This window comes from Mesorhizobium sp. M0751 (genome assembly GCF_040320265.1).
Taxonomy (GTDB): Bacteria; Pseudomonadota; Alphaproteobacteria; order Rhizobiales; family Rhizobiaceae; genus Mesorhizobium.
Window position 1 is genome coordinate 122,296 of record NZ_JAMYPH010000002.1, and the last position, 23,948, is coordinate 146,243.

At 59.9% G+C, this 23,948-nt stretch carries 26 protein-coding genes and 2 tRNA genes; 14 read left to right on the forward strand and 14 right to left on the reverse strand.

Annotated features, from left to right (window positions below; genetic code table 11):
- The first annotated feature begins 29 nt into the window (after nucleotides 1–29).
- Nucleotides 30–383, forward strand: coding sequence for a hypothetical protein (locus tag NKI19_RS03220; RefSeq protein ID WP_352564581.1), 354 nt, complete (start codon nucleotides 30–32; stop codon nucleotides 381–383).
- A gap of 90 nt (nucleotides 384–473) precedes the next feature.
- Here NKI19_RS03220 and NKI19_RS03225 read toward each other — a convergent pair whose 3' ends face one another.
- Nucleotides 474–1,445, reverse strand: a complete 972-nt coding sequence (locus tag NKI19_RS03225) for a DUF2865 domain-containing protein (RefSeq protein ID WP_352489335.1) — start codon at nucleotides 1,443–1,445, stop codon at nucleotides 474–476.
- Between the two features lie 333 nt (nucleotides 1,446–1,778).
- Between NKI19_RS03225 and NKI19_RS03230 the strand changes: the two genes are divergently transcribed.
- The gene (locus NKI19_RS03230) at nucleotides 1,779–1,994 is read left to right on the forward strand and encodes a hypothetical protein (protein ID WP_352489334.1); all 216 of its coding nucleotides are present in this window, start codon (nucleotides 1,779–1,781) and stop codon (nucleotides 1,992–1,994) included.
- A 136-nt stretch (nucleotides 1,995–2,130) separates the two neighbouring features.
- Here the strand turns inward: NKI19_RS03230 and tolA are convergent, their stop codons facing one another.
- The 4 genes from tolA to NKI19_RS03250 form a co-directional block, all read right to left on the reverse strand.
- Nucleotides 2,131–2,517, reverse strand: coding sequence for a cell envelope integrity protein TolA (tolA, locus tag NKI19_RS03235; protein ID WP_352714585.1), 387 nt, complete (start codon nucleotides 2,515–2,517; stop codon nucleotides 2,131–2,133).
- Between the two features lie 398 nt (nucleotides 2,518–2,915).
- Complete coding sequence (locus NKI19_RS03240) at nucleotides 2,916–3,794, reverse strand: glutathione S-transferase family protein (RefSeq protein WP_352489332.1); 879 nt, start codon at nucleotides 3,792–3,794, stop codon at nucleotides 2,916–2,918.
- Nucleotides 3,795–3,821: 27 nt separating this feature from the next.
- Entirely contained in the window at nucleotides 3,822–4,403 is a 582-nt protein-coding gene (locus NKI19_RS03245; RefSeq protein WP_352489331.1) for a VOC family protein, read from the reverse strand.
- A 417-nt stretch (nucleotides 4,404–4,820) separates the two neighbouring features.
- The gene (locus NKI19_RS03250; protein ID WP_008873905.1) at nucleotides 4,821–5,261 is read right to left on the reverse strand and encodes an SRPBCC family protein; all 441 of its coding nucleotides are present in this window, start codon (nucleotides 5,259–5,261) and stop codon (nucleotides 4,821–4,823) included.
- A gap of 116 nt (nucleotides 5,262–5,377) precedes the next feature.
- On the opposite strand from NKI19_RS03250, the gene NKI19_RS03255 reads away from it, so the two are divergent.
- The 8 genes from NKI19_RS03255 to NKI19_RS03290 all read left to right on the forward strand — a co-directional run bounded on the left by NKI19_RS03255 (nucleotide 5,378) and on the right by NKI19_RS03290 (nucleotide 14,945).
- Entirely contained in the window at nucleotides 5,378–6,445 is a 1,068-nt protein-coding gene (locus NKI19_RS03255) for an adenylate/guanylate cyclase domain-containing protein (protein WP_352564583.1), read from the forward strand.
- Between the two features lie 706 nt (nucleotides 6,446–7,151).
- Entirely contained in the window at nucleotides 7,152–8,438 is a 1,287-nt protein-coding gene (locus NKI19_RS03260; RefSeq protein WP_352564585.1) for a tyrosine-type recombinase/integrase, read from the forward strand.
- A gap of 169 nt (nucleotides 8,439–8,607) precedes the next feature.
- Nucleotides 8,608–8,922 (forward strand): hypothetical protein, encoded by a 315-nt coding sequence (locus NKI19_RS03265; RefSeq protein ID WP_352564586.1) that lies wholly within the window; start codon nucleotides 8,608–8,610, stop codon nucleotides 8,920–8,922.
- Nucleotides 8,923–9,369, forward strand: a complete 447-nt coding sequence (locus tag NKI19_RS03270) for a hypothetical protein (protein ID WP_352564588.1) — start codon at nucleotides 8,923–8,925, stop codon at nucleotides 9,367–9,369.
- Nucleotides 9,370–9,526: 157 nt separating this feature from the next.
- Nucleotides 9,527–11,914, forward strand: a complete 2,388-nt coding sequence (locus tag NKI19_RS03275) for a primase-helicase family protein (protein ID WP_352564590.1) — start codon at nucleotides 9,527–9,529, stop codon at nucleotides 11,912–11,914.
- Nucleotides 11,915–12,250: 336 nt separating this feature from the next.
- The gene (locus NKI19_RS03280; protein ID WP_352564591.1) at nucleotides 12,251–12,646 is read left to right on the forward strand and encodes a hypothetical protein; all 396 of its coding nucleotides are present in this window, start codon (nucleotides 12,251–12,253) and stop codon (nucleotides 12,644–12,646) included.
- A 398-nt stretch (nucleotides 12,647–13,044) separates the two neighbouring features.
- Nucleotides 13,045–14,223, forward strand: a complete 1,179-nt coding sequence (locus tag NKI19_RS03285; protein ID WP_352710025.1) for a hypothetical protein — start codon at nucleotides 13,045–13,047, stop codon at nucleotides 14,221–14,223.
- A 5-nt stretch (nucleotides 14,224–14,228) separates the two neighbouring features.
- The gene (locus NKI19_RS03290; protein WP_352564595.1) at nucleotides 14,229–14,945 is read left to right on the forward strand and encodes a hypothetical protein; all 717 of its coding nucleotides are present in this window, start codon (nucleotides 14,229–14,231) and stop codon (nucleotides 14,943–14,945) included.
- A 53-nt stretch (nucleotides 14,946–14,998) separates the two neighbouring features.
- On the opposite strand, the gene NKI19_RS03295 is transcribed toward NKI19_RS03290, so the two are convergent.
- Both NKI19_RS03295 and NKI19_RS03300 read right to left on the reverse strand, forming a co-directional pair.
- Nucleotides 14,999–15,508, reverse strand: coding sequence for a hypothetical protein (locus NKI19_RS03295; protein ID WP_352564597.1), 510 nt, complete (start codon nucleotides 15,506–15,508; stop codon nucleotides 14,999–15,001).
- 229 nt (nucleotides 15,509–15,737) lie between these two features.
- Nucleotides 15,738–15,813 (reverse strand) — tRNA-Ser (locus NKI19_RS03300).
- A gap of 266 nt (nucleotides 15,814–16,079) precedes the next feature.
- Here NKI19_RS03300 and NKI19_RS03305 point away from each other — a divergent pair.
- The gene (locus NKI19_RS03305) at nucleotides 16,080–17,087 is read left to right on the forward strand and encodes a hypothetical protein (protein ID WP_352564599.1); all 1,008 of its coding nucleotides are present in this window, start codon (nucleotides 16,080–16,082) and stop codon (nucleotides 17,085–17,087) included.
- 101 nt (nucleotides 17,088–17,188) lie between these two features.
- On the opposite strand, the gene NKI19_RS03310 is transcribed toward NKI19_RS03305, so the two are convergent.
- The 3 genes from NKI19_RS03310 to NKI19_RS03320 all read right to left on the reverse strand — a co-directional run bounded on the left by NKI19_RS03310 (nucleotide 17,189) and on the right by NKI19_RS03320 (nucleotide 18,141).
- Nucleotides 17,189–17,263: transfer RNA gene (locus NKI19_RS03310), tRNA-Glu, on the reverse strand.
- 90 nt (nucleotides 17,264–17,353) lie between these two features.
- Nucleotides 17,354–17,761: a VOC family protein gene (locus NKI19_RS03315; protein WP_352489329.1), complete on the reverse strand. Its 408-nt coding sequence runs from the start codon at nucleotides 17,759–17,761 to the stop codon at nucleotides 17,354–17,356.
- Nucleotides 17,758–18,141 (reverse strand): fimbrial protein, encoded by a 384-nt coding sequence (locus NKI19_RS03320; protein ID WP_352489328.1) that lies wholly within the window; start codon nucleotides 18,139–18,141, stop codon nucleotides 17,758–17,760. The genes NKI19_RS03315 and NKI19_RS03320 overlap by 4 nt, the downstream gene beginning before the upstream one ends.
- A gap of 26 nt (nucleotides 18,142–18,167) precedes the next feature.
- On the opposite strand from NKI19_RS03320, the gene NKI19_RS03325 reads away from it, so the two are divergent.
- From NKI19_RS03325 to NKI19_RS03335, 3 genes are all read left to right on the forward strand, one after another.
- Complete coding sequence (locus NKI19_RS03325; protein WP_352489327.1) at nucleotides 18,168–19,208, forward strand: RluA family pseudouridine synthase; 1,041 nt, start codon at nucleotides 18,168–18,170, stop codon at nucleotides 19,206–19,208.
- A gap of 187 nt (nucleotides 19,209–19,395) precedes the next feature.
- Nucleotides 19,396–20,307, forward strand: coding sequence for an RNA polymerase sigma factor RpoH (rpoH, locus tag NKI19_RS03330; RefSeq protein ID WP_023720954.1), 912 nt, complete (start codon nucleotides 19,396–19,398; stop codon nucleotides 20,305–20,307).
- A gap of 353 nt (nucleotides 20,308–20,660) precedes the next feature.
- Nucleotides 20,661–21,170 carry a hypothetical protein gene (locus NKI19_RS03335; RefSeq protein WP_352564601.1) on the forward strand — a complete coding sequence of 170 codons (510 nt, stop codon included), beginning with the start codon at nucleotides 20,661–20,663 and terminating at the stop codon, nucleotides 21,168–21,170.
- Nucleotides 21,171–21,274: 104 nt separating this feature from the next.
- Here NKI19_RS03335 and NKI19_RS03340 read toward each other — a convergent pair whose 3' ends face one another.
- The 4 genes from NKI19_RS03340 to NKI19_RS03355 form a co-directional block, all read right to left on the reverse strand.
- The gene (locus NKI19_RS03340; protein WP_352489325.1) at nucleotides 21,275–22,147 is read right to left on the reverse strand and encodes an MBL fold metallo-hydrolase; all 873 of its coding nucleotides are present in this window, start codon (nucleotides 22,145–22,147) and stop codon (nucleotides 21,275–21,277) included.
- Between the two features lie 153 nt (nucleotides 22,148–22,300).
- Nucleotides 22,301–22,960, reverse strand: coding sequence for a peroxiredoxin (locus NKI19_RS03345; RefSeq protein ID WP_352489324.1), 660 nt, complete (start codon nucleotides 22,958–22,960; stop codon nucleotides 22,301–22,303).
- Nucleotides 22,961–23,134: 174 nt separating this feature from the next.
- Nucleotides 23,135–23,500 (reverse strand): cell division protein ZapA, encoded by a 366-nt coding sequence (locus NKI19_RS03350; RefSeq protein WP_254816554.1) that lies wholly within the window; start codon nucleotides 23,498–23,500, stop codon nucleotides 23,135–23,137.
- 4 nt (nucleotides 23,501–23,504) lie between these two features.
- Nucleotides 23,505–23,777 carry a DUF4164 domain-containing protein gene (locus NKI19_RS03355; protein WP_006200774.1) on the reverse strand — a complete coding sequence of 91 codons (273 nt, stop codon included), beginning with the start codon at nucleotides 23,775–23,777 and terminating at the stop codon, nucleotides 23,505–23,507.
- Nucleotides 23,778–23,948 lie beyond the last annotated feature (171 nt).

A 23,948-nucleotide genomic window follows, 5' to 3' on the forward strand; every position in this document is an offset into this window, starting at 1 on the left:
AGCGTTATAAGCTTGCAGGGGTATTGCCGATGTTTCGACGGATTCTGCCTGTCTTCCTGTGCCTGGCGCTGCCTCTGGGAAGCGGCTGCGCGCGCAGCTATGACGGCACCGTCATCATTCCCAAGCCGCTCGATGTTCGCCGTTTCTGGGACCGGCCTTCGCCGCAGGCGCAAGCCGAACAGTCGCAACTGGAGACCGACGTCTTTCCAGTGGCGCCGCAAACGCCGAAAAGGCCGGCGGTGCGCAGGAGCGCAGCTTCGGTTGCAGCGCCACGGAGAAGGGTTGCCGTCAACCCGCCCGTGCTGTCGCCGGAGCCGACGAAGCCGCTAACTTGCAGGAACGTCAGCGAGCCCGGCAAACGGGCCCGCATGGTCTGCGAATAACCGGCAGACGTCGATCGATGCGCACGGCTCCAGGCCTTGAGGCGGCTATCCGGCCAGCCGTTCGCCGTCTCGGACCATCGCCCGCCTTGGTCAGTCCGCCGGGAAAAAGGCCGGCCCGACCACTCTCACCGGCCGCGCGCCAACCGCTTTTTCGATCGACTGATGCTGGGCAGCCCCTTGCACCTCGGCAGCTTGCGTTTTTGCCTCTGCGGGAGCGGCACCGGCGGTTTCGATCCCGGATTCAGGAATTTCCGCGACGATGCCAAAATCCGGCTTTGCCGTAGGCAACGGAATGATGGCGTTGCTCATGTTGGCCGGTGTCACGGTTCGTGCCCTGAGTTCGGCGACGCGCCGGTAATAGCGCTTGACGTCGCAGGCCTTGAAGTTCGCGTCGTCGCGGTACCGGAATGCGGCCGGAAGCTCCACATAGGGTTTTCCCGACTCGAGTGCGATCATCTCTTCGGTCTCGCGAGTGGCGTCGCTCAGCGTATAGAGGTCGACGCCGGCATTGTCGCAGATATAGCGGCACTGATCGACCGTTTCCTTCAGATCGTCGCTCTTGGCGAACTGCGATTTTGGCGCGGGGAAGAAATATCCGTCCGACAAGCGAACGCAAAACAGCATCCGATTACCGCCAATTGTTGTGCCTGCGGACTGGGCTTTGGGTGCTGTGCGTTGCTGCGCCGGCTGTGTCTTGGCAGCGGGGGCGGCGCAGCCCAGCGCGACAAACCTGGCCTTCAATCCGGACGTGTCGCTGCCCGAATTCGACAGTCTGGCGATTTGCCGTTGCACCTCCGCCTTGCTGCTGACCAGGTCGGCGCAGGGGTTGAAGAAGAAGCCGGCCGTTTTCGCGGTGCATCGGCGCTGTCTCTCCAGCCTCTGAATCGCGGCGAGTTGCCGGCGCAGTTGGGCAAGCTCGGGGCTGGTTCCGCCGCTGCGCCCCGCCGAAAGCAATTGGCTCCTGATCGCACCGCAGCTATCCGCGTAAGAGAAGGATGTGCCGAGCGCAACGGCTATTGCTGACACCAGCATCAGAATCGTGAGGGGCCAGAAGCGTGTCATTGGAACGACCATTATCCTTGTTGCGCCGAGGACAGGATTTCTTTGTCGACTATGGATAAGTACTAGCTAAATCAGTTTTACCTAATTGAAGTAGACCACACCGCCATCAGAGACCTTACTTCTAGAGTATTGTATCCACTCGCGTAAATTCAATATTACATTTTTATTTCAAGATTGAGACGAACCGGCAGCAACGCCGGCGGCCTCCCGCCACGGCGAAATCTGAGGGGCGCGGCTGGTTCCGCGTCGCGATCAATCCGGCGTTACCGGCCGGCCGTTGCTGAAACCTTAGCCCTGGGTTCGGCGTTGAGCGACCAAAGGAGGAGACCGCAAATGTCGATCCACTTCACGGTCGCGGACCTGACCAAAAATCTGTTCCATTCACTTGGGCTGGACCATGAACGTGCGCCGAGGCCACTCGACCACGAGCAGAGGCTTTTGCTGGAGTGCTATCTCGCCGGCCAGATACCGGAATCGGCCTGGAGCGACTATGTCTTCGAGATGCCGGAACTGGCACGACATGTCGAGGCGAGACGAAGCCGCCACTAAAGCCCATCGCGGTCGACAGGGCCTCATGTGACGCGCTTAGGTTCTTGTCTAATGCATGTCGTTGTCGCAAGACCGCTGCACACTTTACGCAACATGCATTAGGTCCCGAAAAGTGGAATCCGGATGTCGGAAAAGATCAAGGCGAAGCCTGCACTCGCGTTGCAGGCTGTTTTTGTTTGGGCGAGTTGAATTGCAGAGTGAACACCTTGCCCGGGATGCCTTCAGCCAGCGCCGGTGAAAGGCTCAACGGCAGGCAGTGGTCCACGGCCGCTATCGCCGCATCGACAAAAGCTTGCCGCGCCTTCTCGTCGCCGGCCACGCGGATGGCGGTCGGCTTGGGCCGGCCGATCAGCGTGCCATTGCGCCTGAAGCTGAAGCTCAGGGTGACGGTGGAATTCCCGGCATTCGCCGGCGGGGTCCAGCACGCCTGGATGGCAGCCCCGACCTCGGGCATGGTGTTGAGCGTCGCTGCATTCGATTGACCGGCTGCACCCGCCAGCATAGCGCCTGCGATCACCACCATTCCAGCAATGCTTTTCATGACAGGGCCTCTGTCCTTGAACCGCCCTCGAGGACGGGACTACTTCGATGGTAGGGCCGACATCGGCGATGACAAGATGGGGGCGATGACAAGATGCCGGCAACGCACTTCATCAGCCATGCAGGCGCCGTGAAGCGCCGACAGCCGCAACTTCGGCAGGGCTGCCACAAGCAAAAGGCCGGCGCGCAGCCGACCTTTGCTTTCCATCCGCGCCAGTACATCCGTGGTCGCGGGCTGGAGGTGGATACAGTAGAAAGGGTTTCGGTTAACGAAACCTTAAGCTCCCCACATCGTGCAAACAGGGGAGAGTAAAAAAGAATTACCCCAGATCATTGCAGGCTCCTGCAGAACGCGCGGACGATCGCCGGCCTGCCCGTGCCTCAGGCGTTGGCCTGCGACCGCACATAGGCGATATAGCCGCGCACATCGCCGGCCGGCTCGGCATAGGCCTTGCCGAGCTTCTTCTCGATCGCCGCCATATAGTCTTTTGCCCATTGGGGCAGCGCATAGTCGACGACGGCGAGGAATTCGAGCGTCGCCGCCAGGCGGATGTCGGCGATCGACGGGTTCTTGCCGCCGATGAACGGCTTGCCGTTCCGGAAGAAGCTGTGAAACACCTCCAGCGGCTCGGCTATCGCTTCCATAGCGGCCTTCTGGGCTTCCGACTTCTTGTCGGGATCAGCATCGCTGTGACCAACCTCGCCGGCATATTGCGGGAAATTCAGTGCAGGATAGGTGGCGCGCGCCACATAGGGGTAGAGCGTCCCGATCAGGTAGAACATGGCACTGTCGATCATTGCCCGCTTGGCCGGCGCCTTGGGATATAGCTTATCCAGCCCGTGCTTGTTGGCGAGGTACTGCATGATGGCGCAGCTTTCCCACAAGACACCTCTCGGCAGGCCCTTGTCCTCGATCATCGGCGTCAGATGGGCCGGGTTTCGCGCCATATATTCGGGCGAGCGCGTGTGGCCCCATACGTCGGTTTCGGAATGGTCGAGCCCGGCGGCGCGCGCAAACACTCGAACGCTCATATTGTTGACGCTCGGCTTCAGCATGCTGAGCGTCAGCGCCGGCTTTTTCGCCGGTTTCACCTTGGCCTTCGCGGGCTTTTTGGCGGAGACCTTCGCCGCCGGCCTTGCCACTTTCGCCGCTGACCTAGCGGCAGCTTTGGCCGCCGGCTTCGCTCCTGGCTTGGCTGTCATCGGTGCCGAAGTCTTGGCCGTGGGCTTTTTCGCACTCTTCGTTGCTGTCTTTGCCATTATGTCCTCCCTTTGTTTGGCATGTCGTCAGTATGGATTTTTCGGTGCGCGATCCTCCGACAAGGTTTCGCGCGAGCGCTCGACAAGCGCCTGGATCGCATCGGCAAGGTGCACTTCGGCGATGTTGTAGTCGCCGCGCGCGACGCGGATCTTGTGCGCCTGCATCAGCACGTCGGCATGGGTGAAGCCCGCCGGCGGCTCGAAACGGTAGGAGGCGAGTTCGATCAGCAGGCCGAGCGGATCCTCGAAATAGATCGAGTCCATGAAGCCGCGATCCTTGACGCCGCTGTGCTTGATTTCACGCTCGTTGAGCCGGGCGACCGCCTGCAAAAAGGTGACGCGCGACACCGCAAACGCGATGTGATGGACGCAGCCCGTATCGGTCGGCGTGCGACGCTTGACCGGCGTGCGGCTCTCGTCAGTGAAGACCGTGATCAGCCGCCCATCGCCTGGGTCGAAATAGAGGTGGCTTTCGCTCGCCTTGTCGAGATTGGGCTGCTCGAAGATGAAGGGCATGCCGAGCACGCCTTCCCAGAAATCGATGGAGGTCTGGCGATCGGCGCCGACCAGCGTGATGTGATGGACGCCTTGTGATTGCAGTTTTTGCATTGGTCTCCTCCCGGCCACGCCGTCTTGCCGCCGAACGGAATTCGGATGCCCCGTCGCGCTTGGATCAGCGCCCGGCATGTGACCGCGCCCGGCCTCGCTCGCCTGCGCTCCGCATTCCGCATCCTGCAGGAGTGCGGCCGGAGCTTTGATGAACGGATGCTAATTCAATCCGAGGCGTTGCGCCAGAAGCACTCAGTTTCAAGAACTCCACGCAGGCGCCAAGAGCGGCGCCGGGATCGCGGACGCCTTCGCCGAGCTCGCCGAAACGATCCGTCGCCGGCAGCTGTAATGGTGCGGCAGCCCGCAGGTCGCTGGGTTTCCCGAGCGGCCGGTTTGGCGACGGCAGGTCAAAGGGGCCTCGTTGACGCATGCCGCGCCTGGTTCGGATTACGGGCATCCGCGGCCCTTAGATGAAAATCACATATTCTTCATCGGCACGTCGGGATCGACATGTCCCCCATCGGCAGTGATCTTCAGCCTTGAGAGGTAGTGCTCCCATCCCCTTCGGTGGCTGTCACGCTCCTTTGCGTTCGGCAGTCCGCTGTGCGTGAAGCGGATCAGTGTCCCCGCATCCCTCGCGATCAGGTCGATCTCGACATGGCTGGAGCCGGGCGGCACGGTCTCGTTGTCTTCCCAGCCAAAACTGTAGGCAAGACGGTGGACCGGGATCACCTCGGTGAACTCACCGCGCGCCATATGGCGACCACCGACATTGACGAGGAACAGACCGCCCGGCGTTGCGTCCAAATTCGCTTCGGTCCCGATCCATCGCACGATCTGGTCCGGATCCGTCAAAAGCGCGAACACGGTCGCTTGTGGCGCGGCGACCTCAATTTCTGTGTAAACCGATTCCGCCATCGCTCACTCCAGGTCACATCCGCATCGAATGCCGTGCATGATTGAAGCGAATGTGGTTAGTTGCAAGAAGATGTTCGAGGCGTAAGCATAAGCCGGTGCCGAGTGACCTTCTACCGATGCTTCTCGCAAACTCGCTTTCATTCCTTCTGGACGACGCCGCGCATATTGGCGACGGTGGGCGACTTCTATTGCAGCTCTCAACGCATTTGATGGAAGACGGCTTGCCGATCATCGCCGGCGCGCTGGCGCAGGATGCTCCCGACCCGATCATTTCACGCCGCATCTGGCTCTGGCGAGCGCCTGGGGGTGAAGTGGTCGAGGCTTTGGGGATAGGCGCGGACCGCCAGAATGCCGATCCCCGGCTCGTGCTGCGGGAGTGGCTTGGCACGACGCCGGCGATTGTGTTCGACGAGCGAGCGGGCGGTGTCGCACCGACTTTGGTGTGGGCGCTCGATCATACTCCGGATGAGGCGCAGTCAGAGCTGCTGCGGCAGATCTCGCGGTTTGCTGCGGCTCCGATGACCGCACTCGCAGAACGGTCCGCGAAACGCGCATTGCTCGAAGCATATTTGGGAAAGCGCAGTGCAGCACATGTGCTCAGCGGTCATTCTCGTCGAGTAAAGGGAGAAACGATACGGGCTGCGCTTCTGTGCGCGGACCTTCGAGGTTTCACCGATCTATCCGAGGTTCATGATGCAGACGAGATCGTATTGATACTCGGTGCCTGGTTCGATTGCGTCGCCGGCGCGGTGCACGCATTTGGTGGCGAGGTTCTCAAGTTTATAGGTGATGGCGTCCTCGCGATTTTCCCGATTGGCGAGCGCGATTCAAGGGCCGCATGTGACGCGGCGGTACGCGCCGTGAAGGCCACGCGCGCCGGGATAGATCATCTCAACCAAACTCGGCGCCGCAATGGCGGCCCCGAGCTCGGATATGGCATTGGCCTGCATGTCGGCGAGATACTCTGGGGGAATATCGGCACTGCCAGCAGGTTGGACTTCACCGCGATCGGCAAGGCTGTAAATCTTGTCAGCCGCATCGAAGGGCTGTGCAAGCCGTTGGGACGGACGGTGCTCGCGTCGACGGTGTTCGAGGCAGAAACTACCGAGCCGATGATCGCCATGGGCAGTCATCCGCTCGGAGGAATAGCAGGCGCGCAAACACTTTTCGGCTTGCCGGAATAGATCGAATGGTTGAGCGCGCCGTGGATGTGTCGTTCGCAGCATATCTTGGTATCGTGCGAAGCCATGACTGAGAAAAATTCGAACGGCAAAGAAGCTACGACACTGCAACTGGAGTATGGCGTCTAGAGCCCAGCCATGCGCGTCGCGCGCAGCTTCGCTGGCCGGTGCTAGGGGCCGAGTATTCCCGGCCATCCACCCTTCGAGGGAGAGGCGCCTTCGCCTAGCTCGCCAAAACGATCCGCCGTCGGCAGCTGTAGCTCAGGTCGGCTCCAGGCAGTGCCGACCAGCGTGATGGACGCCTTGCGATTGTAGTTTCTGTATCTGGCTCCTCCCCGCGTGGCATCGACTGCCCTGTTCAGCGCGACGTTCTGCGCGCCGCTAAAGCTGTGCCTCAAAACCCATGATGCAATGCTAATGCAATCGGCTCCGCTGCGCCAGAAGCGGCAATGAGGCAAACCCGCCGCGACCCAAGGCGATGGATCGGATTGATGGTTTGCCGAGAGCTTGGCGAGACTTGGTACGCCCAAGGGGAATCGAACCCCTGTTCCCGCCGTGAGAGGGCGTCCGGACACTCTTTCCGAGTTTTTCCCGGTATCCAAAAGCCCTGCAATATCATATACTTGGTGATAATCGAACCAAGAGGAACTCCGACAAACTCGGACGGATATTTGGTTCATATTTGTTCCGAGTTGTGCAGGAGAGCGAAGTGGCGAAAACCGTAAAAGACGCGAAACTGGAAAATCCGACTGCGCGGAAAGCGCTCGCGGTAGGCAAGCGGCCGCACTGGAAGACCCTTGTTCCCGAAAGGCTCCATCTAGGGTATCGCCGCAAGTCTCGGGACGCAGCCGGCGTCTGGTTGGTCCGGCGCTATGTCGGCCGCGAGCGTTACCGGGTCTCCCTCCTAGGCACGGCTCACGAGACGGCCGACGAGAGCTCGAAGGCTCCAGGCACGTTCACCTTCGAGGAGGCCCAGAAGCTCGCCCTTCTCCACCGCAACGTCGTCGAGGGAAGGCCGAAGACCTCGAACCTGACTGTCGCCGAGGCGATTGAAGATTACATCCGCTATTTGAAGGCCGAAAAGAAAAGCGGCAAGGACGCGGAAGGCCGCGCCAACGCGCTCATCATTCCCACGCTGGGCAAGTACAAGATATCCGAGCTCACGAAACGCCAGATTGAGAAATGGCGTGACGACCTCGCCAAAAAGGGCCGGCTTCTACGATCCAAGAAGGGCAAGGAGCAAAAGACCGCCAAGGCTCCCGAAACCGAAAACGAAATTCGGGCGCGCAAGGCGACAGTCAACAGGACGCTCACAACACTCAAGGCGGCGCTGAACCGGGCGTATGCCGAGAACGACGAAATTGCCGACAAGCCTGATGCCTGGCGCACGGTGAAGCCGTTCGGGAAGGTCGACGCAGCGCGCCCGGACTTTTTGTCGGTCGCCGAGGCTCAGCGCCTAATAAATGCCGCCGATCGCGCCTCCGGCTTTCGCGACCTCGTGCATGGCGCGCTTCTGACGGGGTGTCGCTATGGCGAGTTATGCGCGCTGAAAGTCCGCGACTTCGCTGGCGGCAAGATCATGATCCATACGTCGAAGTCTGGGAAGCCTCGCACTGTCCGCCTGACCGAGGAAGGCGCGAAGTTTTTCACCGCGTTTGTTGCAGGTCGTGCCGGGGACGAGCCGATGTTCCGCCGGGACGGTTCGCACGCATGGAAGGAGTCATCGCAGGGCCGGCCGATGCGCGAAGCTTGCAAGGCTGCGAAGATCGTCCCGGCAGTCGGCTTCCATCAGCTTCGTCACACTTGGGCTTCACTGGCAGTGATGAACGGGACACCGTTGATGGTCGTGGCGATGAATCTCGGGCACCGAGACACGACCATGGTCGAGCGACATTATGCTCACCTGACCTCGAATTTCATCGACGAAGCAATTATGGCTGGCGCGCCCCGATACGGCGCTGTTGAAATGAGTAACGTCACCGCCATCCACAAATAAAGAAAAGCTCTTTTATATCGCTTTACTTCGGAGACGTTCTAGGGGAATCTAGACGCGTCTCCGCAGCGGATAGGGGTCCGCTCATAGTCGTCTTCGACCACGAGACACCAAACGGCAGAAGAGTACCAACGCGCCTCACCGGCGTGCGCTGTCCCTATGGAGTGTCCTCATGGATGAGACGAATGAAGCGCCGCGCGCTGCTTTTACGATTCACGAATTCTGTGACCGGAACGGCATCAGCCCAAATACCTATCATAAGATGAAGAGCGCTGGTCGTGGCCCGATCGAAATGCGCATCCCCGCCACCACCATCGTCCGCATCACCTCAGAAGCCGAGCGCGCATGGCAGCAGCGTTGGGAAAACCCGTCGCCGGAAGATGCGGCCGAAATTGAGCGAGCTCGGGAGCGCATGGTCGCCAAGGCCACCTATTCGGTCAACGAGCGGGACCGGAAGAACGGCCGGCGCGAGCGGAGCATGGCCTAGATGAGACGATTGAAGGAAGAAATCCGCTATCCAACGGCCATTAGAGTTGCAGGGGAGTTTATCGAATGGTGGCCGCGAGAGGCGCAGCCGCGCGTCCTCGCCATAGTGCAACACTTCGGCTTCAATACCGTCGAAATGCGAGCGATCGAGTCATATCAAACGCTCCCATATGACCCGCCCGATCGCGACGATGAGGAATGGATGTGGAGGACATTCCGCATTCTGGAATGCGCCAACTACGTTAATCTGGGTCTGTTTCCGAGTATGCCGAATGGCCGCCGCTGGTGGAGCTACCTGCGAATATTCGAGGATTGGCTTGGGTTCGAATTCGACCTTGAGCCCGGTGAGGTCGAGACGGCGATGATAATTGCCGGCCAGTACCGCAACACACCCCAATATTGGCCTATGGGAATTGAACAACCGATCGTCGACTTCGTTCCGAAATAGAAAAACTGCCGGGACAGTGGATGCCACCCCGGCAGTAATAGAATGTCTCTCACGTCCCTGTGCGGTCTAACGCGGCTCTGAATCTATCGGTTTTGCTGAGGAGAGTAAAGCTGATAGGTGGAACGCCGCGCCTTGAAATACTTACGGATGCGGCGAAATGACCAAACCAATACTTAGCTCACTTCATCAAATTTCCTCAGTCAGAGCATATGTTGACCGCATCGGCGCGGAGGTCCGCTCGATCCGGACGGCTGTCGTCAAGGAGAGCCACGGCAAGTACTGGGACGATGTCGCCACCATAACATTTGGCGAAGGCGGCATTGTCAGTATCGAGGTTGCGGACGGCCGATCACCCAAGACCTATGAGCCGGAGGAAGCTGAAGCCAAGGCGATGGAAATCGAGTGCGGCCAATTCACATGGCCAGTGGTCCAGCTTGTCCGCCGCTGGAACAAGCACGATGAGCCGCCGGAGCTTCAACAGGCTCCTGACGACAAAGTCTTCGTCTTCTATGACGTGAGCGGCAACATCCTGATGAAGCAGCTTCGCGGCAACGAGCTCAAAGGTGAGCCGAAATATCGGCCCTACACCTTGTGGGATGACGGCAAAATCCGCCAACTCGAACCGGACGGCCTATTGCCGCTATGGGGCCTCGACCAGCTGAAGAAGAACTTCACGACAGTTTTCCTGCACGAGGGTGCTAAGGCCGCGCGCCGCATGGCCGAGCTCGTGAGCGGCGGCACACTCAAGGATCGCGACGAGTTCGCGAAGCACCCTTGGCACAACGAGCTCGACGGCGCGGCGCACTTGGGCTGGATCGGCGGCGCTCAAAATCCCGGCAGGACGGATTGGAGCGTTCTAAAAAAGAACGGCGTCCAGAGGGTCTACATCGTGGCCGACAATGACGTCGCCGGAGTATCGGCCATCGCCAAGATCGCCAAGCGATTGCGCTTCCCAACTTACTCGATTCAGTTCACGAAACTATGGCCTGTTTCCTTCGACCTCGCCGATCCTTTTCCGAAAGAGATGTTTGGAAAGCGGCTCGATGGGACGTGGCACTACAAAGGTCCACCGTTTCGCAGCGTCGTCCATCCCGCAACATACATGACCGACTTTCTTCCGAACCCGAAGGGAAAGCCCACTGCTGTCCTGCGCGAGCATGCGAAAGACGCGTGGGGCTACGTTGAGCAGTCAGATTTGTTCGTGTGCATGGACATGCCCGAAATCGTCTACGATGCGAAGGTGCTGAACAATATGCTGGCGAGCTTTTCCGGGACCACCCAAATCGCCCAAACGATCGTGCTCAGCAAACGCGGCCGGATCGCCCGCATGTGCTACGATCCGAGCATGCCGAGCGGCGTCGTTACCTATGAAGGCTCGTCGGCATTCAATACGCATATCCCTTCGGCCTTCAACCAACACATCCGGCCTTGGAACAAAGCCGGCAAAGATGACGAGGAGCCAACTACAACGGCGCCAAGGGGCTCGCCTGAACCATTCCTAGGATACTTGGCCAACCTGTTCCCCATCGATGTCGAGCGGAAGGAAGTTGAGCGGTGGATAGCGACGCTTATCGCGAAGCCAGAACGGAAGATGGATTATGGGCTGTTGCTAATTTCGAAGGTGCAGGGTGTCGGCAAGACCACCCTTGGCGAGAGCATTTTGAGGCCGATCGTAGGCTATCAAAATACTGGCTTCCCGGATGAGACCGCGATCAATAATTCGCAGTTTACCGACTGGTGCGCGGAAAAGCGGTTGGTGCTGATTGAGGAGATTTATTCCGGTGATAGCTGGGCGACATACAACAAGCTGAAGAGCAAGATCACCGGCAAGACGATCCCGGTCAATCGGAAGTTCCAGCGGCCTTACGATATCCAGAACTGGGTCCACATCATCGCCTCGTCGAACTCGAAGTTGGCAATTCGCGTCGAGAACAGCGATAGGCGTTGGTTCATCCCCGAAGTAACAGAGGTCCCTTGGTCACATGAGAAATGGGTTGAGTTCTACAATTGGCTTGAGTGCGGCGGATTAGAGATAATCGTCAATTGGGCTGAGAGGTACGACGACTACGTCAGCCATGGCCAGACGGCTCCTCATACAAAACGCAAATCCGAAATTATTGACGCGTCAGAAAGTGCAGCCGAGCGAGCGATTACTGACCTGTGCGAGATCATTATCGCCGAGGAGCGAGCGCCCAAGAAAGACGGCGAAAAAGACAATCCCCTTGAACACGGTGTCGTGTTGTCATCGACTCATGTGGAGGCATGGGTGAAGGAGAAGGAGCCGAAGGCGTATGCGACGAAGCACACGATGGCCGAGGCAATGGCTAAGGCGGGGTTGATCCGAATTGAGGGACGGTTCGATATCGGCCAGGGCAAGCACGTCTGCCTGGCGTCTCCTAAGGCGATGGAGACAATCCAACCGCTCGTGGTCGCCGTGGCGAACAGTACCGATGAAGGACAACTGGATGATGCCAAGAGGAACTTGAGGGACGGTGTAAGAAAGCTGGTCAAGAGACCGGACGACGCTATCAAGGTCGACTTTTGAGAGGTTCCGTCAGGACCGTCCACCGTCGTTTTTAAGGCTCTTCCCTATTCTGCAGAGCATTATCCAAGGGGAAGTATAATGCCGAAAGGAATAGGCGACCCCCCCTAAAAACGACGGTGGACGGTCTTCGGATAGCGGCTCCTCCTTGTGAAAACTGAGCCCCAAAGAAGCACCAGCGCCCCAGAATTTTCCTGCGCCGGCATCCCTCGACGAGCCTGTTGCGCCTTCGTCAGGCGGGAACGGAGCTAAGACAAACTCCGAAAAACCGACAAATATCAAGACTTTATGGCTCGCCCGGGCGATTATCAGCGCTCCAGAACAAATATCCGAGCAAATATGCCCGCGAACCGCAAGATCGCCGCCAAGCTCGCGCCAACCCAGCGCAGCGCCGTTACGAACGGCCGCAAGCTGTTCATCGAGGGCGACGGGAACAGCCCTTGGTCGCGCCGGTACAAGGACCTGTGCTCAGAGCACGCGAGCGATCTTGGCGGGGCAGACGCCTTGTCCCAATCCCAGCTTTCCCTCATTCGCCGCGCCGCCACCCTGTCGATCCAACTCGAACAGATGGAAGGCCGATTATCGGAAGGTCTCGACGCAGACATGGACCTCTTCGGTCGGCTGGCCGGTCACCTTCGCCGAATTTTGGAAACACTCGGCATCGAGCGCCGGGCCAGGAACCTCACCCCCACCCTCCAGCAATACCGCGCCCAGCGGCAGGCAGGTGGCCTGTGATCCACGAAACGATCGACGACGCACTGGCCGACCCGCTGTTGCTAGGAGCAGCCCTCGGCGACCTCGCCTCATGGTCGACGTGGCGCACCATCTTCCGAGCCGCTTGGGGTCAGGCCCTCACCGAGGATGAGCTTGACCTCTTCGCCGAACTGGCAGGCCCAGGTCGATCTCCTCCCACGGAGCGCGTCCGCGAGCTTTGGGTGTTGGCCGGTCGACGCGGCGGCAAGTCGAGGGCAGCAGCCCTGATCGCCTCCTACATTGCGACGCTCGACCATTCCGGCAAGCTCGCTCCCGGCGAAACTGGCTTCATTGTCGTGATGTCTCCAACGAAGGATCAGTCCAAGACCATCTTCAATTACGTCAAGGCATTCTTCGCCGCCTCTCCGATCCTGCACCGGATGGTCATCAGCCACAACGCCGACGAAATCGAACTGGACAATCGCGTTACGATCGCGGTCACGACCAATTCCTTCCGCACAGTCCGTTCTCGCACACTCCTCGCGGCCATCTTCGACGAGACGGCATTTTGGCGCGACGAGACGAGTGCCAATCCCGACCTCGAAATTTATCGGGCAACCACCCCGGCGTTGATCACCACTGGCGGGATGTTGGTCGGCATCTCCAGCCCATATCGGAAGATCGGCCTGATCTACCAAAAGCACCGCGACAACTTCAACAAGGACGGCCCGGTGCTGGTCATCAAGGCCGATACCCGCAAGCTCAATCCGACAATCGACCAAGCCCGGATCGACGAGGAGTATGCGGCCGATCCCGAAGCAGCAGCTTCCGAGTGGGGCGGCAATTTCCGCAGCGACATTTCCGCACTTCTCGACGATGACTCGATTGACCGGGCGATCGATCCGAACCGGCCGGTCCAGCTTCCGCCGCAACGTGAGCACGACTATTTCGCCTTCGTCGACGCATCCGCCGGACGCCACGACGCCTTCACAATGTGCATCGGCTACACCGAAGGCTCCCGCTTCATCGCCGCCGCGATCGTCGGCCGCAAGCCGCCCTTCGACCCGAACCATGTCGCCGAAGAGTTCGCGAAGCTGGCGAAGGATTACGGGTGCAGCAGCGTCACCGGCGACAACTATTCGGGCGAGTGGGTCGTGTCAGCGTTCGAAGCCGCCGGCATGGCCTACGTCCGCGCGCCGGTCCCGAAGAGCCAGCTTTACGTTGAAGCAGTTCCTTCCTTCGTCCGAGGCGCGATCTCATTTGCCGACCTGCCGATTTTGGTCCGGGAGCTCCGCCTGCTCGAAAGGCGCACTCACCGCTCCGGGAAGGACAGCGTCGACCATCCCACCTCCGGCTCCGACGATTACGCCAACGTCTTGTGCGGGTGTCTCTACATCGCGAAGAACGATGCTGACGCACCGCAGATGCAGGTAGGCAGATATGGCTCAGGTTCCGGGGGCATCGCTGTCGGCTACCATGAGCCGGCCCCAGAAAATGGATCCATGCTGTTTAGCGGGATCGATTACGTCAACACCGGCGACGGCACCACAATCGAAGGCGGTTCGATGCGGAACTCTGCCCGTGACGCCTATCGCAAGCTCATCGAAGATAAGGAGTGAAAATCATGCAGCACTTTGCCCGAGGCACAACGCCGGCCGCATTAACCGACGCCGGTGTCAGATATTTGAACCATGAGAAAAACATCCCCGAGTTCGATCTTCTCGGGGTGGGTATCGAGCGCATGGGCGAAATCCACAAGGCGCTCGCGACCGTTCGGGCCACGAATGATTCACGCGTGACGCCAGAGGCCAGAGCGTTCGAATATGCAGGGTTGCGCGATCGGGCCATGGCAAAGGTCGCCCTTATTCACAAGCAGGCGAAGAAGGCGCTAGACGATCGCCGTGAGCGCCTTCGCAGCGAGGCGTTTCAGAAGTCGGGCCTGAACGGCAATTATCCGCAGGCTCAGGAAATTCGAGCGGTGCTACGCGCCATGCCGCAAAAAGAGCGCGATGCCGAACTCAATGCGGCGATCGATCGCGGCGAATATTGGATTGTTGCCTGCGTCAGGAACCAGAGCCCGCTGCTGACGGGTAAGATCGGCATGCCGATGGAGCTCTACGAAAATTTGATCATTTCGAAGACTTCCCCGGAGCTCGACGCCCAGCTTCAGGATATCGAAATAGCCCACACGCACCTGACGCTGGCAGTCGACACATTCGCAATGGAAGCCGAGAAAATGCGCGATGTCGAAGCGGAAGGCCGCGCCATTAAGGACGCCCGAGCAACGGCCGAAGCCACGGCAGGGTTCGCCAAGGCCATAGGCGCGGCGATCGAAACATAGCGCCACGTTCGTACCAAGGGGGTCGTCCGCGCGAGGGAGACGCGCCACCCGAGTCAGCGCTTCGACAGCGCTTTCCGGACATCCTTCAGCATTCGTTTTTGCCAAGCCTGTCGTCGCCAAGGCGGCACGGCCATATCATCACTCATGTTTGTTGAGACATCGCGCCAGTTCGGAACCAGTTCGCCTGTCCGAGTGTCGTGGCAAGCCACGATAGTGTCCGGCCTGACAATTCCTAAGACGATGTACCAAGTGTCCCATCCTGTCGCTACGCTGTGGAGAATGGAGACAGTCTCAGGCTTCACAAATCGCTTTGACCATTCTGTCCAGCGATGGAGGTTCGGCATTTCTGCCGGAAGTTCGACGGTTAGCCGATAGCGCCGCTTGTCCAGTGCACTCTCTTCCAGCCCGTGATTGCTTGGCTCCGGTGAAGTCGTGAACCACACCCCAATCAGCCCGCGCAGCTTGTTGATGTCGGTCGGCACATCACCAACCGTAAGCCCGTGGAGACCGATGCCGCGAAGCATCTCGGCCGCCGTAAAATGATACAGAGTCAGTGTTTTCATGGCCCAAATCTAACTCCCGAGGCATTGAAGCGATGCTAAACGCCGATAGCGCGCCTCCCGCGTTGTGTAGGACGGGCGTGGACGGTCCGGCGCGTCCGAAGGGCTGGGGAGAGCGCGTCGCACGCCTACGGGCTAGAAACGAGGCCGAACGCACCCTAAATTTTCTCAGCCTTCGATGATTCCCCTACGGTCGCCACTGTGCTATAGGTGGCGACCGTAGCAAATTGGATGGCGCGCTCGGCCGGATTCGAACCGACGACCAGGAACTTAGTAGGGACCTGCTCTATCCACTGAGCTACGAGCGCAGAGCGGCTGGCTCGAAAGCCAACCGCCCCTTGCCGACCTAAAGCCGCTGCGTCTCCTTTGCCGGGACTTCGCAGCGGCTTTTCTATTTGCACAGGCCCGGATCATCGGTCGGCAGCGTGGCCGGGCCCTGAACTCTTCTTTGAAACATGCTAATCTCCATTTGTAGAATCACAGCTTCGCCCAGCCTTGGACAAAATGCAAGGGCAGCCCTAGACATTTTTGACTTTTTGTCTACATTGGAGGCTGAACAGGATCGGAGCACGCCATGTCAGACCTCCAAGAACCCGCAAAGAGCAAAAAGGCCCGCGCCGGCCGCAGCCCATCATATCCCATTGTGCCAATTGGGAAGGCGCTTGAGCAGGCCCAGGCGCTCCGGAAGCAGGAGGGCGACTACGCCGCTCCTCTGGCTTCAGCATTTGCAGCTTGGGGGTATGGGGAGAAGAGCAGCGGCGCTCGGCAATTGCTGGCAACCATGAAGTATTATGGCCTCATTGACCTCGTCGGTGAAGGCGAAGCACGGAAGGTAAAGATCAGCGATCTTGCTCGAAAAATCTTAATTGACGAAAGGGAAGACCAGACCGAAAAGCGGGCGCTAATCCGAAAAGCTGCGCTCAATCCGAACATCCACCAAGTTCTCTATCAAGCGTACCCTGCCGGGTTAGCCTCAGAGGGCACAGTGAGGCACCTTTTAATCGAGGAGGGTTTCAACCGCGATGCCGCGAATGAAGTCATCGCCGAATTCCGCGAGACGGCCTCCTACATCCAGCTGTATGAGTTTCCTTATGAGCCACCGTCAGCCGATCTAGTCTTCTTCGACAAAATATCCGTTGGAGATTTCGTGAATGCTGAAATCGACGGTCAGTTGCAATGGAAAAACCCGTGGCAGGTCGTGGAGTCAAAAACTCATACGGACGGCGTGCAGTACATCCGCGTACAGGGCACTGGTGACGATGCGGGCAGTGAAGGATGGATTCCTGTTTCGCAGGCAGTTCCCGCAGAACCTTCTTTGTTGAAAAAGAAGGAAACAGGGTTCATCGATTCACTATTTCCCCCACCACCGTCGCCGCCAGCACCTCCAGGCAAGGTCCGTCCACTCCAGCAAGGTATGCGCGAAGACAAGGCCTCCCTCGATGAAGGCGAGGTCGTGCTACATTGGCCGGAAAATTTGTCGGCCGACAGCGTGCGGGATTTTGAATACTGGGTTGAGGGGATCATTCGCCGAGCCAAACGCCGTGCCGGAATCGGCGAAAAAAACTCGGCGACGACCGAATAGATGGCGCGACCCACATCCTATTATATTTGGTTGGATATTTGTTCCACCAAGACGGCCCGTGGCCACCTCGGAAAAAAGTATAACGATTTCAAGTGATTAATTGGTACGCCCAAGGGGAATCGAACCCCTGTTCCCGCCGTGAGAGGGCGGTGTCCTGACCGCTAGACGATGGGCGCGTTCAAGAACCGGCGATATAGGCTGACGGCTGGCAAAAAGCAACTAGGCTTAGGGCTGCCTGTCGCGCCGGTGGAATATCCGCTGCAAGCCTAGCGTTTTGGCTCGATCAGGTCCCAGAGATTGCCATGGAGATCGGCGAAAACCGCCACAGTGCCATAGACCTCGTGGCGGGGCGCCTCACGGAATTCGACGCCCTTTTCGAGCATCAGCGCATGGTCACGGGCAAAATCGTCGGTTTCGAGGAACAAAAAGACGCGTCCGCCGGTCTGGTTGCCGATCGCGTCCCTTTGCGCATCGCCGGATGCCTCGGCGAGAAGCAGCCGCGCGCCCTGCCCTTTGCCCGGCGTGATGGTGACCCAGCGTTTGCCGCCGCCGAAATCTACATCTTCGGTGAGGACAAAACCCAGCCGGTCGACATACCACGAGATCGCTTCGTCATAGTTTGCGACGATAAGCGCGACCGTGGCAATGCTGCGGCGTTCGGCGAAACCGGTCATTTGTTCCTGATCGAAAAACGGCCGACGATGCGGCGCTCGGTGATGTCATAGACGAAGATGGCGCGGCTGCCGTCGGCCAGCTCGGCGTCGATCGAGAGGTGATTGCCGGAGAGCGATTGGCTGATCACCCTGGCGCCGACCGGCAGCACGATGTCGCCGTTGACCGTCTCGCCGATGGGCACCTGGATGTCGCTTGTCAACGGCGGGGCGGCAGGCGGCGCGTTGCGCGCTTTGTAGACAAGCGCCGCGATCACCACCATAAGGGCGAGGAACAGCAGGCCGAGATTGATGGCGACGAAGCGGACGAGCTTCCGCCGCACCTTTTCGACCTCGGGGTCGAGCGGCTTTTCCTCGTCTTCGTCGGCAAGCGGCCGGGCCATGGCAGCAGATTCCGGAACTGTTTTCGATGAGCGCTCATAACGAAGAGGCCAGACAATTAATAGGGGCCGGACCGATCGTGCTGGAGGCGGGCGCCGATGCGGCCGGCCAGCGGCTCGACCAATGGCTGGCGGCCAGGCTCGGCCCCGACATGTCGCGCAGCCGGGTCCAGATGCTGATAAAGCAGGGCGCGGTCAGGATCGGCGGCAGGCAGGTCGACGAAACGAAGCGCAAGATGGCACAAGGTGACAGCGTGTCGGTCGACATGCCGGAGCCGGAACCGGCGGAGCCGCAAGGCGAAGATATTGCGCTGGATGTCCTCTACGAGGACAGCGCGCTGATCGTCATCAACAAGCCGGCCGGGCTGGTCGTGCATCCCGGCGCCGGCAACTGGACCGGCACGCTGGTCAACGCGCTGATCCATCATTGCGGCGACAGCCTGTCGGGCATCGGCGGGGTGAGACGGCCGGGTATCGTCCATCGCCTCGACAAGGAGACCAGCGGCGTCATGGTCGTCGCCAAGACCGATCGCGCCCACAAGGCGTTGTCCGAGGCCTTTGCCGACCACGGCCTGACCGGCGATCTCGAGCGCGCCTATCTGGCGCTGGTCTGGGGCATACCGGCAAGGCCGACCGGGACGGTCGACGCGCCGCTCGGCCGCGCCGCCGACCGGGTACGCCGTGCGGTGGTGCCGCAAGGCCGCGACGATGCCCGCCACGCCATAACGCATTTCACTGTCGTCGAGCGCTTTGGCGAGCAGCAGCAGGAATTCGCCACGGCGAGCCTGGTCGAATGCCGGCTGGAGACCGGTCGCACCCACCAGATACGCGTCCACATGGCCCATATCGGCCATCCGGTGATTGGCGACCCCGAATACGGCCAGGCTTTCCGCACCAAGGCCAATCGGTTGCCCGAGCCGCTAAGGAGCAAGGTAAAGGCGTTTCCGCGACAAGCTTTGCACGCCCGCCTCCTTGCATTTCGGCATCCGGATACCCATTTAACGATGAGGTTCGAAGCACTGATACCGTGGGACATGGAGGAACTCGTCGACGGCTTCCGCAAGCTCTGAACCAACCACCTGAAAACCTGACCGGCGTTGTTCACTTCAACGTGACACACTGTTTCGTGTTGAACAAATGCCTGTCTTTCTGGTTTTGTTCCTATATATGTCGGTTGGCGCGAATGTGCCTTTGGCATTCGCGGCACATGCCCGCCGCGTTTCGGGGGCATCACTCCAATAGAGAGGGGGCGCTATCATGGCCCAGTCATTACCCAGTATCGTTTCCGGCGAAGGCGGTCTCAGCCGCTACCTGGAAGAAATCCGCCGCTTTCCGATGCTTCAGCCGCAGGAAGAGTACATGCTCGCCAAGCGCTATGCCGAGCATGAGGACACCACGGCTGCGCACAAGCTCGTCACCAGCCACCTTCGGCTCGTCGCCAAGATCGCCATGGGCTATCGCGGCTACGGCCTGCCGATCGGCGAGGTGATCTCGGAAGGCAATGTCGGCCTGATGCAGGCCGTCAAGAAATTCGAACCGGAGCGCGGCTTCCGTCTCGCCACCTATGCGATGTGGTGGATCAAGGCCTCGATCCAGGAATACATCCTGCGCTCGTGGAGCCTGGTCAAGATGGGCACCACCGCCAACCAGAAGCGCCTGTTCTTCAACCTGCGCAAGGTGAAGGGCAAGATCCAGGCGCTCGACGAAGGCGATTTGAAGCCCGACCAGATCACCGAGATCGCTACCCGGCTGAACGTCTCGGAAGCGGAAGTCGTGTCGATGAACCGCCGTCTGTCGGGCGACGCCTCGCTCAATGCGCCCATCCGGGCCAGTGAAGGCGAGTCCGGCGAATGGCAGGATTGGCTGGTCGACGACCACGAAAGCCAGGAAGAGATGCTGATCGAGCAGGACGAGCTGGAAAACCGGCGCGGCATGCTGTCCGGCGCTCTTGCCGTGCTCAACGACCGCGAACGCCGCATCTTCGAGGCGCGCCGCCTCGCCGATGAGCCGTTGACGCTGGAAGAGCTGTCGGCCGAGTTCGATATCAGCCGCGAGCGCGTGCGCCAGATCGAGGTGCGTGCCTTCGAGAAGGTGCAGGACGCGGTCAAGGCTGCAGCCAAGCGCCAGATGCAGGCGCTGCGCACCATCGAGGCGCAGCCCGCAGCGTAAAGCCTTCAGATAGAAACGAATAACGGCGGCGCCACATACCTGGCGCCGCCGTTTTTTTAGAGGGTTGCCAGTTCCCGCGGCGCCTTCGCGGATGTCCGATCCGCTGCCATAAACTGCTCAGTAGCCTCGCCATCGTGTCCGCAGGCGATCTCATTGATAGCGGCATTATCGCAATTTTCCCCAAGCCCTGGAAACCGCAACGCTGCAAGCTGTGGCGACAATGTTCCGGCGCCGACACGGGCTTCCGTCGCAAAATTCCACAAGGCGGCGCTTGCTCAGACGGTCGACAACGGGCCCGCCGGGCCGCGCCGGGCAGTTGAACTCATCTGTTCGGAAACAAAGGCAGTGTGACGATGACCATTTCTCCGTTTCTGGCCGCTCTCGGATCCGAGGGTCCGCCAGCCGATCGGGCGAAAGACATGGCCCTCTATGGATGGCTAATTGGAAGCTGGGAAATGGACTCGGTCCACTATCTCGACGACGGCACAATCCAGAAATGGGATGGCGAGTGCCATTTTGGCTGGGTGCTCGAAGGGCGCGCGATTCAGGACGTTTGGATCAGGCCCAAGCGCCCTGCGCCGTCGACGATGTATGGCACGACCTTGCGCATCTTCGACCCTGGGATCGATGGCTGGCATATCATATGGAATGACCCGCTCAACCGGGATCACTCGTGCCAGATCGGCCGGGCCGAGGGTAAGGACATTGTCCAGCTCGGCAATGACTCACGGGGGATGAAAACTCGATGGCGTTTCACTGAGATCACTGCCAGCAGCTTCCATTGGATCGGCGAGGAAAGATCTTCCGAGAGCGACCCTTGGCAAATCACGTATGAACATTTAGCCCGCCGAACAAAACCCTGACGCTGGACTAAGCAATTAGCTGGCGTCTGCGCCGCTCCTCATCCGGCTGCCGACGCGGTCAGCGCCGAGTCTGAACGGCATTGTAGTGGCAGCGACCCATCTCCTCACAGGCAATCGAGCGGAAATTTCAGATAGCGACGGCCGTTGGATTCCGGTTCCGGCAGGCGTCCGCCATTCATATTGACCTGCAGCGCATGCAGGATCAGCCGCGGCATCGGCAACGTCCTGTCGCGGGCTTGGCGGAGCGCGACAAAGTCGGCTTCCGTCTTGCAGCTGGCAACATGGGTGTTGCCGGCTTTCTGCTCCGCGACCGTGCTTTCCCAGCGCGCTTCGCGTTCACCCGGCTGGTAGTCGTGACCGACGAACAGACGTGTCTCGTCCGGCAGTGCCAGGATGTCCTGGATCGAGCGCCAGAGCCGCTCGGCGCTGCCGCCGGGAAAGTCTGCCCTGGCGGTGCCGCTGTCCGGCATGAACAGCGTGTCGTGGATGAAGGCAGCGTCGCCGATGACGTAAGTGATCGAGGCCAGTGTGTGGCCCGGCGAGAACAGCACTCTTGCCGGAAGGCCGCCGACCGAAAAAGTCGCGCCGTCGGCGAACAGCCTGTCCCATTGCGAACCGTCGGCGGGGAATTCCGGCCAGTTGTAGATCACCTTCCACAATTTCTGGACGTCGACGATCCTCTCGCCGATTGCCGTCGGCGCTCCGGTTCTCCCCCTCAGATAATGGGCGGCGGAGAAATGATCGGCATGCGGATGCGTGTCGAGGATCCACTCGACCTCCAGCCCGCTTTCCCTGACGAAATCGAGCAGGGCGTCGGCGTTTTTCGTCGCCGTTGCACCGGACCTTTCGTCGAAGTCGAGCACCGGATCGATGATGGCGCATTTGCGGGTCGCCATGTCGGCGACCACATACTGGACGGACCCGCTCGGCTTGTCATAGAAGCCGGTGACCTGCGACCTCGCCGATAATGCGTCCAATCCCAGCCTCCTTCGCCCCTCACCACGGCAGGAAGGATTTTCTCTGCCACGGCAAATTAAAAGGCATGGTTGTCCGTCAACCAGGCATCGTCAAGCACCCCATGCTCACACGGCCAGGAAAACCAAAAAATTCTCTGTGCCGCCTCTGCCGGCTCAGGCAGAAGGCTGCTTGGTTTTCCTGAGATATGGCAGGATCGTCTCAAAGGCGCCGAAGCGCTTGATGGCATCCTCATTCGAGACCGCAGCGGTGATGATGACGTCCTCGCCCTGCTTCCAGTTCGCCGGCGTCGCCACCTGGTGCTTGGCGGTCAGCTGCATGGAATCGATGGCGCGCAGGATTTCGTCGAAGTTGCGTCCCGTCGTCATCGGATAGGTGAGAACCAGCTTGATCTTCTTGTCGGGCCCGATGACGTAGACCGAACGCACCGTGGCATTGTCCGCGGGCGTGCGGCCTTCCGAGCTCTCGCCGGCACCCGCCGGCAGCATCTCGTAAAGCTTGGCGACCTTGAGATCCTTGTCGCCGATCAGCGGATAGTTCACCGAATGGCCGGTCGCGGTCTTGATGTCGTTCTGCCACTTCTCATGGCTTTCGACGGGATCGACCGAGATGCCGATGATCTTGACGTTGCGCTTCCTGAACTCGCCTTCGAGCCCGGCCATCGTGCCGAGTTCGGTCGTGCAAACCGGCGTAAAGTTCTTCGGATGGCTGAACAATACCGCCCAGCCGTCGCCGATCCATTCATGGAAGCTGATCGGCCCTTGCGTGGTCTCAGCGATGAAGTCCGGTGCGATGTCGTTGATACGAAGGCTCATGGCGTGTCCCTACCTTGTGAGTGCAGATCGCAGCCGGCGTTGACCGGCGCTGCTTTTGCCTTTCTACCACTCCGGCGTCATCCTTCAAACGGCTGTTGCGCCGGCAGCAAGGCCGGCGGCGAAATATTTTCATTGCTTCTCGGCAAATGCAGCAGGAATCTTCGCTGAGCTGGCTCAGGCCTTGTTCACTGCCAGCGTCGTCGCCAGGTCTTCCATGCGCTGGGCCAGCGCGCCAAGCGCCCCGGTCAGCACGGAATCGTTCTTGTCGGCCTTGGTCAGTGCATCGTCGCGCGTCTTGCGCAGCGTCAGCACTTCGCTTTCCATGCCCTTGACCCGCTTTTGCAGTTCTGAAAGCTCGTCCATGACCATGATGCCGGCCATCACGGTCAGCCGCTGGTCGCCGATCTCGCCAAAAGAATCCTTCAGATGCGAGACATAGCGGTCGAAGCGCTCGGCAAGATCGATCAGATGCTCTTCCTGGCCCTCGTCGCAGGCCATACGATACTGCTTGCCGTCGATGGAAACCGTGACTTGTGCCATTGGCCTACCTGTCCAGTACCGCGCGGATGGTTTCCATGGCTGTCACCAGCCTTCGCGATACTTCCTTGTTGGCATCTTCCAGCCGTTCGGCGCGGGCCTCGGAGTTGTCGAGTTCCTGCGCCAGCCGCGAGCGGTCGGCGTTCATCCGCTGCACTTCGGCCTCGGCTTCCGAATAGTCCCGCTCATGCTCGAGCTTGGCCGCGACGGCGTTTTCCAGCCCTTCGATGGCCTTACCCAGCCTGGCAATGACTTCCTTGAGGGTCGTTTCCCCGGTCATGGCTTTCGTCCTGCGCCCTGCCCATCACCGAATCATCCACGTTCAGAACGCGTTATCCTTGAAACATTACGCGTCGTGTGAACCGCCCGTCAATAAAGCTGTCGCGACTGTCCCCTGCTAACGCTAATGTAAGTCGCGCATGGCCATCACAAGACCGGCAAAAGCACACCG

Excerpts from the sequence above, each read along its gene's own strand:
- NKI19_RS03220 (WP_352564581.1), top strand. The coding sequence starts at position 30 with ATGTTTCGACGGATTCTGCCTGTCTTCCTGTGCCTGGCGCTGCCTCTG.
- NKI19_RS03225 (WP_352489335.1), bottom strand. The coding sequence starts at position 1,445 with ATGACACGCTTCTGGCCCCTCACGATTCTGATGCTGGTGTCAGCAATA.
- NKI19_RS03230 (WP_352489334.1), top strand. The coding sequence starts at position 1,779 with ATGTCGATCCACTTCACGGTCGCGGACCTGACCAAAAATCTGTTCCAT.
- tolA (WP_352714585.1), bottom strand. The coding sequence starts at position 2,517 with ATGGTGGTGATCGCAGGCGCTATGCTGGCGGGTGCAGCCGGTCAATCG.
- NKI19_RS03240 (WP_352489332.1), bottom strand. The coding sequence starts at position 3,794 with ATGGCAAAGACAGCAACGAAGAGTGCGAAAAAGCCCACGGCCAAGACT.
- NKI19_RS03245 (WP_352489331.1), bottom strand. The coding sequence starts at position 4,403 with ATGCAAAAACTGCAATCACAAGGCGTCCATCACATCACGCTGGTCGGC.
- NKI19_RS03250 (WP_008873905.1), bottom strand. The coding sequence starts at position 5,261 with ATGGCGGAATCGGTTTACACAGAAATTGAGGTCGCCGCGCCACAAGCG.
- NKI19_RS03255 (WP_352564583.1), top strand. The coding sequence starts at position 5,378 with ATGCTTCTCGCAAACTCGCTTTCATTCCTTCTGGACGACGCCGCGCAT.
- NKI19_RS03265 (WP_352564586.1), top strand. The coding sequence starts at position 8,608 with ATGGATGAGACGAATGAAGCGCCGCGCGCTGCTTTTACGATTCACGAA.
- NKI19_RS03270 (WP_352564588.1), top strand. The coding sequence starts at position 8,923 with ATGAGACGATTGAAGGAAGAAATCCGCTATCCAACGGCCATTAGAGTT.
- NKI19_RS03275 (WP_352564590.1), top strand. The coding sequence starts at position 9,527 with ATGACCAAACCAATACTTAGCTCACTTCATCAAATTTCCTCAGTCAGA.
- NKI19_RS03280 (WP_352564591.1), top strand. The coding sequence starts at position 12,251 with ATGCCCGCGAACCGCAAGATCGCCGCCAAGCTCGCGCCAACCCAGCGC.
- NKI19_RS03285 (WP_352710025.1), top strand. The coding sequence starts at position 13,045 with ATGGTCATCAGCCACAACGCCGACGAAATCGAACTGGACAATCGCGTT.
- NKI19_RS03290 (WP_352564595.1), top strand. The coding sequence starts at position 14,229 with ATGCAGCACTTTGCCCGAGGCACAACGCCGGCCGCATTAACCGACGCC.
- NKI19_RS03295 (WP_352564597.1), bottom strand. The coding sequence starts at position 15,508 with ATGAAAACACTGACTCTGTATCATTTTACGGCGGCCGAGATGCTTCGC.
- NKI19_RS03305 (WP_352564599.1), top strand. The coding sequence starts at position 16,080 with ATGTCAGACCTCCAAGAACCCGCAAAGAGCAAAAAGGCCCGCGCCGGC.
- NKI19_RS03315 (WP_352489329.1), bottom strand. The coding sequence starts at position 17,761 with ATGACCGGTTTCGCCGAACGCCGCAGCATTGCCACGGTCGCGCTTATC.
- NKI19_RS03320 (WP_352489328.1), bottom strand. The coding sequence starts at position 18,141 with ATGGCCCGGCCGCTTGCCGACGAAGACGAGGAAAAGCCGCTCGACCCC.
- NKI19_RS03325 (WP_352489327.1), top strand. The coding sequence starts at position 18,168 with ATGAGCGCTCATAACGAAGAGGCCAGACAATTAATAGGGGCCGGACCG.
- rpoH (WP_023720954.1), top strand. The coding sequence starts at position 19,396 with ATGGCCCAGTCATTACCCAGTATCGTTTCCGGCGAAGGCGGTCTCAGC.
- NKI19_RS03335 (WP_352564601.1), top strand. The coding sequence starts at position 20,661 with ATGACCATTTCTCCGTTTCTGGCCGCTCTCGGATCCGAGGGTCCGCCA.
- NKI19_RS03345 (WP_352489324.1), bottom strand. The coding sequence starts at position 22,960 with ATGAGCCTTCGTATCAACGACATCGCACCGGACTTCATCGCTGAGACC.
- NKI19_RS03350 (WP_254816554.1), bottom strand. The coding sequence starts at position 23,500 with ATGGCACAAGTCACGGTTTCCATCGACGGCAAGCAGTATCGTATGGCC.
- NKI19_RS03355 (WP_006200774.1), bottom strand. The coding sequence starts at position 23,777 with ATGACCGGGGAAACGACCCTCAAGGAAGTCATTGCCAGGCTGGGTAAG.